We start from the raw sequence: 9481 nt of genomic DNA on the forward strand, positions 1-9481 counted from the left end.
TGAGGTAATTTTCATGGAGAAAACAACATTACAGGTTACAGGAATGACATGCGGACATTGTGAAAAGGCAGTGAAAACAGCACTTCTCAATTTAGAAGGTGTAACAGAAGTTAATGTTTCATTAAAAGATGGCAAGGTTATGGTTGGTCATGATCTAAGCAAAGCCTCAGTTGGGAAGCTTAAAGAAGCCGTCGAAGATCAAGGTTATGATGTAGGATAAAAATAAACGGCACCTACCATTTGGTAGGTGCCGTTTATTGTGAAAATTTATTTGTGATCTTATTATAATTTCATTAACTTTTCTTTGTTAATTTTATACGAAAGATGTTATTCTAATCACTAAGGGTTATTTTTTAAAAGTATCTGATAATAGCTTTTGAAAATTTGGAAATCCATCTAGCACCTAATAAGAAAATTTTCGCTGGATCATTTCTTATTTTTATGGATAATGAAAGTGGTGAAGGATTTGGAAGACGAGAAAATTGAACAGATAAAAGCGCAAGAATCAAACGTTGAACAAGAGCAAGGATCAGCAAACAAATCAGGACACATACGTTTAAAAAAATTCCATTTTATCATGCTGTTGTTTATGGTTGTGTTTCTATCTGCGGGAATTACAACGTTTGCACTAGCATTTGGAGAAGAAAAGGTCGTTACAGTTGGAACAGAAAGACCAGAATTTGATAAACTCTATGAAGCATATGATACATTGAAAAGTGGTTATTTTAAGGATATTGATCAAAAAAAGGTCATTAATGGTGCAATAAATGGGATGGTGGAGTCGCTGGATGATCCCTATTCAGACTATATGAGTAATGAAGAAGCAGAAAGCTTTCATGGCAGCATTTCTTCATCTTTTGAAGGGATTGGCGCTGAAATTCAGGAAAAGGATGGGCACATCGTGATTGTGTCTCCCATAAAAGGATCTCCTGCGGAAAAAGCTGGCTTAAAGCCAAATGACATGATTATGTCCGTTAATGGAAAAAGCCTCCAAGGGATGAATTCTACTCAAGCAGTAACACTAATTCGTGGGAAAAAGGGTACAAAGGTTGAGTTGTCTGTCCAACGCCCTGGCACAGCAGCTCCAATGACTGTGCCAATTATCCGTGATGAGATACCAATTGAAACTGTTTATGGTGAAATGGTGGGAGACGGGATTGCTAAAGTTCAAATTACGAGCTTTTCTAGTAATACGTCGAAGGAACTAGTTGAGACCTTGAATGACTTGAATAGGAAAGGAATGAAGGGTCTAGTCTTAGACTTGCGTCAAAATCCAGGAGGTTTATTGGACCAAGCCATCTCGATTTCGAGCATGTTCGTTCCAAAAGGGAAACTTATTTTAAAAGTAGAAGACCGAAATGGAAAGATTAAGGAATATCCTTCTCAAAATGAAGGGAACCCAAATCTTCCTTTGGTTGTTTTAATTGATAAAGGGAGTGCCAGTGCATCAGAAATACTTGCCGCAGCTGTAAAAGAATCTGCTGGTGTTAAGCTAGTCGGAGAGAAGTCTTTTGGTAAGGGAACAGTCCAGACTGCTTCTGACTTCAAGGATGGCTCAAATCTTAAATTCACCACGGCAAAATGGTTGACACCGAACGGGAATTGGATTCATAAAAAGGGGATAAATCCTGATGTAGCAGTAGCCCTGCCTGAATATGCAACTCTAACAATTATTAATCCCGATAAGGAACTGAGACTATCTACATCATCTACGGAAGTTCAAACTGCCCAAAAAATGCTCAAAGCGATTGGTTATGATCCAGGTCGGACAGATGGATTTTTCGATCAAAAGACAAAAGATGCCGTTACTGCCTTCCAAAAAGCTCAAAAACTCCCAGTCAATGGTGTTTTAAAAGGTGATTCCACCATGAAACTAATGGAGTTATTAAGGGACAAAATAAAAACAAGTGATACACAAATGCAAGAAGCGATTAAAGTATTAAAGGGAACGATGAAATAAAAAAAGTAACCCGACTCCCCGGAGTTGGGTCATTTTTTTAGAGTACAATTAATGACCATTGGAAGGGAATTGAGGATGAAAAAAGCTGAGGTTTATATTTTATCAGGATTTTTGGGAAGCGGGAAAACCACCCTTTTAAAACGATTGTTAGAAGATGAACAAAGGTCAGGAAGAAAAACAGCTGTCATGATGAACGAATTAGGTAAGGTTTCCATAGACTCTGATGCAGTTGAGGGGGATGATGTTTCCTTAAAAGAATTGTTAGGAGGATGTATTTGCTGCTCCATCCAAGACAAACTTGAAGCCCAGTTGCAAGGATTATTATTAGATGAAAAACCAGAAGTGATATATATCGAAACAACCGGTGCTGCCCATCCTGTGGAGGTTTTGGATGCTATCCTTTCCCCATTGTTTGCAGATAAATTATTGATTAAAGGCATCCTAACAACAGTCGATGGCAAGAGATGGATGGAAAGAAAATCCTTAAGTCCCCAGCTCCAGCAATTGATCCTTGAGCAAGTAAGGCATGCTGACTTCATTATTATCAACAAAATGAATGAATTAAAAGAGAATGAGCAAGCAAAGATTATATTCGAGATTCAATCCATTAATTCTTATGCAAGATGCCTTCTTACTAATTATTCACAGGTGTCAATTGAACAGTTGAGAAAACTTTCTGTATCCTTTGAAAAGGAAAAGAAAGAGTCACAACGAGTAACTATAAATTTAACGACATTTGTTTATCAATTTAAAACTGCCATTAGCCATGCTGAATTTGAGAATTTCTTAAAACGTTTACCAGATACAATTTACCGAATAAAGGGCTATGTTAAGTTTGATCATTCGGACCTGCCTTTTTTATTTCAGTTTTCTTATGGCATGCCGATTTATCTAAAAGAAGACATGAATATGCGATTAAACCTTGTGTTTATTGGTGAAGGTATAAATTGGAATGGGATTGAAACACAATTAGAAAATCTTGAAAAGTAAGAAAAATACCATGATTGAATGAATGATAATTTCCTCTTCAGGTAACTCTTTTAATGTAGCAAAGATTTTTGTAAAAGGAGGATACGATGAAGAGGGTAGTCATTTTTTTAATGTTAATTCATATCCTCCTAAATGGCCAAGGGGTAAAAGCAGCATCAACAATCAGCTATAAAATTGAGATGTTAAATTGGAAAGAAGTTAATCAAATCCTGCCAAAGTACACAAAATTTACGGTAATGGACGTGGAAACGGGAAGAAAGTTCAAGGTGCAACGACGAGCGGGAAGCCACCATGCGGATGTACAGCCATTAACCACAAAAGACACGAAGGTAATGAAAAGAATATACGGGGGTAAATGGAGTTGGAAACGCCGAGCTATTATTGTTATTCATAAGGATCAATGGATAGCGGGCTCGATGCATGGAATGCCGCATGGTGCTGGAGCATTAGCGAATAACTTTCCAGGTCACTTTTGTATTCATTTTTATGGGAGTACCACTCATCGTACCAACTCAATGGACTTATCACATATGCTCATGGTTTTGAAGGCTTCTGGCAAATTAAATCAGTATTTAGGAAAAGCGAATCCCTATGAGGTCATAAATGCCTATGTTGCAGGATTGAAGCAGCAGGATGTCCAGATTACTTCCCAAGCTTCTTTACAAAAAATAAACTGGAAGCCGATTTTAGGGAATGTAGAGAGTGTTAGAATTTCTCGAATGGAGCTTTTGCCAGCAGAGGATTTAACCGAGGAAATTAGTTTAGATGTCCCCATCGAAATTGATTGGTTTATAAAAAACAGAGGCGGGCAATCCTTTAGAGGGGATATTCATCTGGTAAGATTTTCACCAATTGATGCTTGGAAAGTGGATTCAAAGGATTTTCTAAAAGAAAATAATCTTCACTAAACAAAAAAACATCCTAGTTACTGGACAACCCAATAATTAGGATGTTTTTTTGTGAAGAAGAAGATTATATCGGCTGTTCGCCAAATTTGATAAACGTACGTTCATCCTCAATTAAACCACAGGCACCGCATTGGACTCGAAATTCTGGTCCATTGTATGGGAGGTGGAAGGGTTCTAAATCATTTTCACCATACTCTCGGATTACTGCTCCCGATTGAGGGTCAAGTTTAACAGATTGGGAAACTTGTTGAATAACATTAAAGCGGCTCCGATTCGTTTTGCAATTTGGACATTTATAAGGGGTAGACATAAGGTTTCTCCTTTCTTTGACTTGTTAAATTGTATTTTTTGCAATAGTGTTAGTAAATATGTAACAATGCAAGTGAAGACATAAAAGGGGAGGGATTGTTTGTCGAAAGAAAGAGTGTCCTTCGATGAATTACTAGAGGAATATCGGCAGATTTGGAATAATCGTATACTAGATACAGAAGGAAAAGGTAGTGAAGTGACCCTATTCGAAGCGATAAAAAGGGAGCTTCAAGATGAAAACTCACACCCGAGGATCCGGAAAAACAAGTATGAGAAATACTATTCTGCAATCAAAAGAGTGATTAATTCTACGATTTCACTAGAAGCCAAGCTATTGTTAATTAAAATTCATAATGAAGTAATGGAAGAATTAAGTTAGGAGAGAGGAACCTTGAAAAAGCTTTTCGTTTTTTTGGTGACTGTTCTATGTTTAAGTATTGTTATTTCGTGCAGTAATAAAAAAGAACACGCCGATAATCTACCGCAAATGGTAGAAGTAGAGTTATCCATTAACCCGGACCCAGGCAAAATGAATCAACCGATTACATTTGAAGCGAAGGTTACTCAGGGGAATGATCAAGTGAAGGATGCTGAGGTTATTTTTGAGATCTGGCGTGCAAAGGATGACAAGCATGAAAAGGTAGAAATTAAGCATGCTGAAAAAGGAATATATCGCTTAGAAAGATCCTTCTCACAAGAAGGTACTTATTATATCATTTCTCACGTTACAGCAAGAGATATGCATAATATGCCTAAAAAAGAATTTACCATTGGGACCCCAAGTGCACCTGAGGATCCCAACACCAAAAACTCCATGGATGGTATGAAGATGGAAGATGAAGATCAGTAAACTAAAGGACAGAAAAATTGGCTGTCCTTTACACTAATGACGTTCATGAAATTTCAGTAACATCAATTTGAGAAAACTGCATATCAACATTTTTGGGGATCTTCACTTCAAGCATATAATCCTTGAAGGTAGCAGTTGCCCCCTTCTTTTTTACAATTGCAGGAAGGATGATCGTGTGTTTATCTTCATGTTGTGGAATATGCTCAACAATTAGTTGATTAGATGTATGAAAAATACGGAGCTGTTTAACCCATTCCTCTTTTTTGATTGGAATTCTAACATACACAAAATCATGGGTCTCAAAGGCCGTTGAATTCAATATACTCCTCGTTGGCTCCTGCGGGGATACCGACGATTGGAAACCCTTAAACATCTCTTGAGGGTTCATCACACCTTTCATGTTAGCGGGCATGATTTTCCCCATAAGATCCTGAACATAGTTATTGATTTCTTCAGGCTTCATTTTTGTTATCTTATCCTTCAAATCGTTATCAAAAGGAAACTTATCCCAAGGGAACAATGATCTCATCCTTTCCACCTTTTGTAGCTATCTTATCCTATGCCAATATTTGCCCATTCGTTATTAAAACTTACATCCTTTACAGGGGAACAAGTTTTCACTATTGAGATGGAACTAAAATTTGCATAAATAATTGTTTCTTTTTAACATATAGTTAAGAGAGAAATTCTAAACATTGAGAGGTAATGATTTGTGAAAAAGAAAACGGCTTTGATTACGGGGGGAGCTTCTGGTATTGGCAAAAAAACTGCTTTATATCTCGCGGAAAATGGGTATCAGCTAGTCATTAACTATCGTAATAGTAAAGCAGAAGCTATTTCTTTAGCAAACCAATTGACTAAATATTATGGAACGCAAAACATTACGATTCAAGGAGATGTCTCGAACATGGAGGATTGTATCCGAATTGTTGATGAAACCCTTGCTGTATTTTCAACCGTGGATGTTTTAGTTCATAATGCAGGTCCATACATACATGAAAGAAAGAAGCTGACAGACTATTCCTTCGATGAATGGAACTATATTTTACAAGGGAACTTAAGTGCTGTATTTTATTTGTCAAAACTTATTATTCCTTCGATGCGAAACCAAAAATGGGGAAGAATTATTACAATCGGATATGACCGAGTCGAAACCGCACCAGGTTGGATATTTCGTTCTGCGTTTGCTGCAGCGAAGACAGGAGTAGCGTCACTTACAAGGACAATTGCAATTGAAGAAGCAGAACATGGGATAACCGCTAATATGGTTTGTCCGGGTGATATAATAAATGAATGGAAAGATAGTAATATCGGGGATGCTATAGCAGCAATGGGTGATAGCCCCATTGGAAGGCAAGGAACAGGAGAAGATATAGCCAGAGTAATTGCCTTCCTTACGGATGAAAAATCCGATTTAATTACTGGAAGTATAATACCTGTCACAGGTGGACTTGACGTATTAGGTAAAGTACTTAAGAATTAGTATAATTTTTTGAACTATTTGATTTTCAGGAATGAAAACAGCTTCTTTTGTGGACAATAGAAAATAATCATCTATGAAAGGAGCAAAGAAAATGAGTTTTAACATGAACAGAATTAACCCTAATCAAACCCAAGTATTTTTTCATGATGGCCGCTTTGAAACATTGACGAATGAGGAATTAGATGAATTTTTGCTCCAAATGGGTCTTAATGACGTAAACGAAAGCATGGAGCAAAATTTAACGGAATAATATGAAGATTTCTTTCCTTGAAAACTAAATAAAAACAATCGGCGAGGGCCGATTGTTTTTTTTATGCCTCCAGCAATTGTGAATCGTCTGATTGAACTGCTCCGTTTCGCATAAGGTAAAAGGTGTATTGATCCTTTGGAATCTCATATAAATCATATACTTCACCAATTGCGTTTAATTGCTCATAAATAGATTTTCTACTTTCATTTGCTTTTATAACATAAGGTAGTTTTTCAGCAGCTTTTATTGAGCGAATATTAACCTTGCGGATGCGCATAAAAACTGTCTCAATTCCCGTTTCATAAAAAAGTTCTTGAAAAAAGGCATCCTTAGCCGGGCTATTATAACCCTTGCCATGGTAGGGCTTGCCAAGCCATGTTCCTAAAAAACCTGCGTTGTCCTCAATATCAAATAGATTAATTGTTCCGATAGGAGCTCCCCATTCATCGAGAATGGTCCGTGAAATTAATTCACCGCGTTCTTCGGATTCTATGGTTTGTTTTGTCATAAATAAAAATTCTTCATAAGAATCAGCTTTTTGGCGTACAAAAGGGAAGACATCAGGGTGCGTCATTAATTCGTACAATGCGTGGCTGTCATGAAGATCACGTTTTTTAAGCATGAAAATCCCTCCATTAGGGCATTCCGATCCCATGTCAAAAGAAGCGGTCCACCCTCGAAATTTTTTATAAAGTTACTAAAAAATTTCGGGGTGGGAATCGAACCCACTAGAACCAGTAAAACTGGTGGCGCACCATTTGCCTTCCCTATATCATTTTTTTGTTAACAAATTGTGTTCGTAAACCCCCAAAGTATTAAGGTCTAAAACATTTCACTTAGTGTATAATACAAGAAAAAAACCAAAAAATAAATAGGTTTTTTGTGTATTTTTCGATAATATTTTTTACCAATTTTCAACATTAATCTATCTTTCTTGATAGATTATTTCACCGCCAATCATCGTCCACTTTGGCTTTGCTAAATAATGGAATGGGTGATGGCTCCAAAGCACTAAATCTGCGTCCTTACCCTCTTCGATACTTCCGACGGTATTGTCTATTTTTAAATTTTTGGCTGGTAATATGGTGATTCCTTCTAGTGCTTTTTTCTCGGATAATCCTTCTCGAACAGCAAGGCTCGCGCAAATATTTAAGTATTGAATTGGTGTATAAGGGTGGTCGGTAATAATTGATACTTCAACACCATGATTGGTCAGTTCTTGATAGGTTTTCCATGTTTTATTTTTTAATTCTACCTTGGATCTTCGTGTCAATGTAGGTCCTACAGAAACCTTTAAACCCATTCCAGATAATTCACTGGCTATTAAATGCCCTTCAGTACAGTGCTCAATACGTAAATCTAGATTAAACTCTTCTGCAAAACGAAGCGCTGAAATAATATCGTCCGCACGATGAGCATGAATTCTTACGGGAATTTCTCTTTTTAAGGCCTTCACGATAGGAGTAATTCTAGGCTCCTCGGGATTATCCGCATGGATGGCTTTGTAGAAGGCTTCTCTTAGCATCCCCATAATCCCCATCCGTGTAATGGAATCATTATTCCCATGGCTATGAATTCTCTTTGGATTTTCCCCTAAGGCTATTTTTAAGCCTGAAACTTCTTGGATAATCATTTTTTTTATATTTTTACCAGTAGTTTTAATGACTGAAGTAGTTCCGCCAATGACGTTGGCGCTTCCTGGCATGACATGGACAGTTGTAATGCCGCTTTTGACGGCATCAGAGAACGCTGGGTCCAATGGATAAACACCATCAATTGCCCGAATATGGGGCGTGAGGGCTTCGACTGTTTCATTTGCATCATTCCCAGCCCAGCCAGTTCCTTCATCATAAAGACCTAAGTGAGTATGAACATCAATAAAGCCCGGTAAAAGAAATAAATCCTCACAATCGATTATTTTTACTTTTAAGTCTGTCGTTAAATTTTTGCCTAATTTTTTAATTTTCCCTGCTTCAATTAGGACATCACAGTGATGGATTGGTTCTAATGAAATTGGATATACCGTTGCGTTTTTTAAAAGTATTTTTGTCATAATAAAACCTTTCTTCACGTTGATAATAGTTATTTTATTAATTTTACCAATTTGCGTGCCTAGGGAGAAGTTTGATCCCATAAATTTTTTCAAGGATAACGAAACCTTTTAAAACCATTGGCGTAAATATTAATGAATTTAAAAAAATATTCCAATGGGGGAATAGAAAATGGTTAATCAAGATGAAAGGTTGTTTGCTGCTGGTATTTATGTGTTAAGTATATTTTTCCCAGTAATCGCACCGCTAGTTATCTGGTTAATAAAAAAGGATGAGTCATCATTCATTGATTATCACGGCAGGGAATACTTTAACTTTTTGATTTCCTATACAGTTTACTTTTTTGTTAGCGGATTATTAACACTCATCTTAATTGGTTTTGTAGCATTAGCGATATTAGGTGTAATGCTCTTTGTATTCACCATTATTGCAGCAATCAAAGCCTTTGAAGGAAATGAATATCGATTTCCGTTAATTTTTCGGCTAATTAAATAATCTTGAGAAATATACCCGGCAAAAAATTTGTCGGGTTTTAGGAGATTTTTTGGTATAAATGTAAAATACAGTATATTATGGCTCTTTCTTTGCATTCACATGCATCATAGTCCTCCTTGGGTTTAGTGTATTTATTTTTAGAAAAAAAGAGCTAGCCTCTTAACATGAACTGTAACCCATAATAT

13 protein-coding genes are annotated in these 9481 nt (G+C 36.8%); 9 read left to right on the forward strand and 4 right to left on the reverse strand.

The genetic code is table 11. From position 1 onward, the window contains the following. Positions 1-13 precede the first annotated feature (13 nt). The 4 genes from copZ to J7E66_RS20470 all read left to right on the forward strand — a co-directional run bounded on the left by copZ (position 14) and on the right by J7E66_RS20470 (position 3858). Positions 14-220 carry a copper chaperone CopZ gene (gene copZ, locus J7E66_RS20455; protein WP_088088662.1) on the forward strand — a complete coding sequence of 69 codons (207 nt, stop codon included), beginning with the start codon at positions 14-16 and terminating at the stop codon, positions 218-220. 246 nt (positions 221-466) lie between these two features. After that, the gene (locus tag J7E66_RS20460; protein ID WP_483861499.1) at positions 467-1960 is read left to right on the forward strand and encodes a lmo1851 family serine protease; all 1494 of its coding nucleotides are present in this window, start codon (positions 467-469) and stop codon (positions 1958-1960) included. Between the two features lie 75 nt (positions 1961-2035). After that, positions 2036-2950: a CobW family GTP-binding protein gene (locus J7E66_RS20465; RefSeq protein ID WP_215003227.1), complete on the forward strand. Its 915-nt coding sequence runs from the start codon at positions 2036-2038 to the stop codon at positions 2948-2950. Between the two features lie 86 nt (positions 2951-3036). Further along, a complete protein-coding gene (locus J7E66_RS20470; RefSeq protein ID WP_215003229.1) occupies positions 3037-3858 on the forward strand; it encodes a hypothetical protein in 822 nt (273 codons plus the stop codon). Positions 3859-3922: 64 nt separating this feature from the next. Here J7E66_RS20470 and J7E66_RS20475 read toward each other — a convergent pair whose 3' ends face one another. Then, positions 3923-4168: a DNA alkylation repair protein gene (locus J7E66_RS20475; protein WP_168244799.1), complete on the reverse strand. Its 246-nt coding sequence runs from the start codon at positions 4166-4168 to the stop codon at positions 3923-3925. A gap of 99 nt (positions 4169-4267) precedes the next feature. Here J7E66_RS20475 and J7E66_RS20480 point away from each other — a divergent pair, with 99 nt between their 5' ends. Both J7E66_RS20480 and J7E66_RS20485 read left to right on the forward strand, forming a co-directional pair. Next, on the forward strand, positions 4268-4546 hold the full coding sequence (locus J7E66_RS20480; RefSeq protein WP_215003231.1) for a hypothetical protein: 279 nt from the start codon (positions 4268-4270) through the stop codon (positions 4544-4546). Between the two features lie 12 nt (positions 4547-4558). After that, on the forward strand, positions 4559-5017 hold the full coding sequence (locus J7E66_RS20485; RefSeq protein ID WP_215003233.1) for a FixH family protein: 459 nt from the start codon (positions 4559-4561) through the stop codon (positions 5015-5017). 43 nt (positions 5018-5060) lie between these two features. Here J7E66_RS20485 and J7E66_RS20490 read toward each other — a convergent pair whose 3' ends face one another. Then, positions 5061-5546 (reverse strand): Hsp20/alpha crystallin family protein, encoded by a 486-nt coding sequence (locus J7E66_RS20490; RefSeq protein ID WP_308161926.1) that lies wholly within the window; start codon positions 5544-5546, stop codon positions 5061-5063. 183 nt (positions 5547-5729) lie between these two features. Here J7E66_RS20490 and J7E66_RS20495 point away from each other — a divergent pair, with 183 nt between their 5' ends. After that, positions 5730-6500: an SDR family oxidoreductase gene (locus tag J7E66_RS20495; protein WP_215003235.1), complete on the forward strand. Its 771-nt coding sequence runs from the start codon at positions 5730-5732 to the stop codon at positions 6498-6500. Between the two features lie 91 nt (positions 6501-6591). Next, positions 6592-6750: a hypothetical protein gene (locus J7E66_RS20500; protein ID WP_179195904.1), complete on the forward strand. Its 159-nt coding sequence runs from the start codon at positions 6592-6594 to the stop codon at positions 6748-6750. A gap of 61 nt (positions 6751-6811) precedes the next feature. On the opposite strand, the gene J7E66_RS20505 is transcribed toward J7E66_RS20500, so the two are convergent. Next, positions 6812-7372, reverse strand: coding sequence for a GNAT family N-acetyltransferase (locus tag J7E66_RS20505; protein ID WP_215003237.1), 561 nt, complete (start codon positions 7370-7372; stop codon positions 6812-6814). A 303-nt stretch (positions 7373-7675) separates the two neighbouring features. After that, positions 7676-8803 carry an amidohydrolase gene (locus tag J7E66_RS20510; protein WP_215003239.1) on the reverse strand — a complete coding sequence of 376 codons (1128 nt, stop codon included), beginning with the start codon at positions 8801-8803 and terminating at the stop codon, positions 7676-7678. A 169-nt stretch (positions 8804-8972) separates the two neighbouring features. Here J7E66_RS20510 and J7E66_RS20515 point away from each other — a divergent pair, with 169 nt between their 5' ends. Next, positions 8973-9296 (forward strand): DUF4870 domain-containing protein, encoded by a 324-nt coding sequence (locus J7E66_RS20515; protein ID WP_088088653.1) that lies wholly within the window; start codon positions 8973-8975, stop codon positions 9294-9296. Positions 9297-9481 lie beyond the last annotated feature (185 nt).

This window comes from Bacillus sp. ISL-7 (assembly GCF_018613065.1).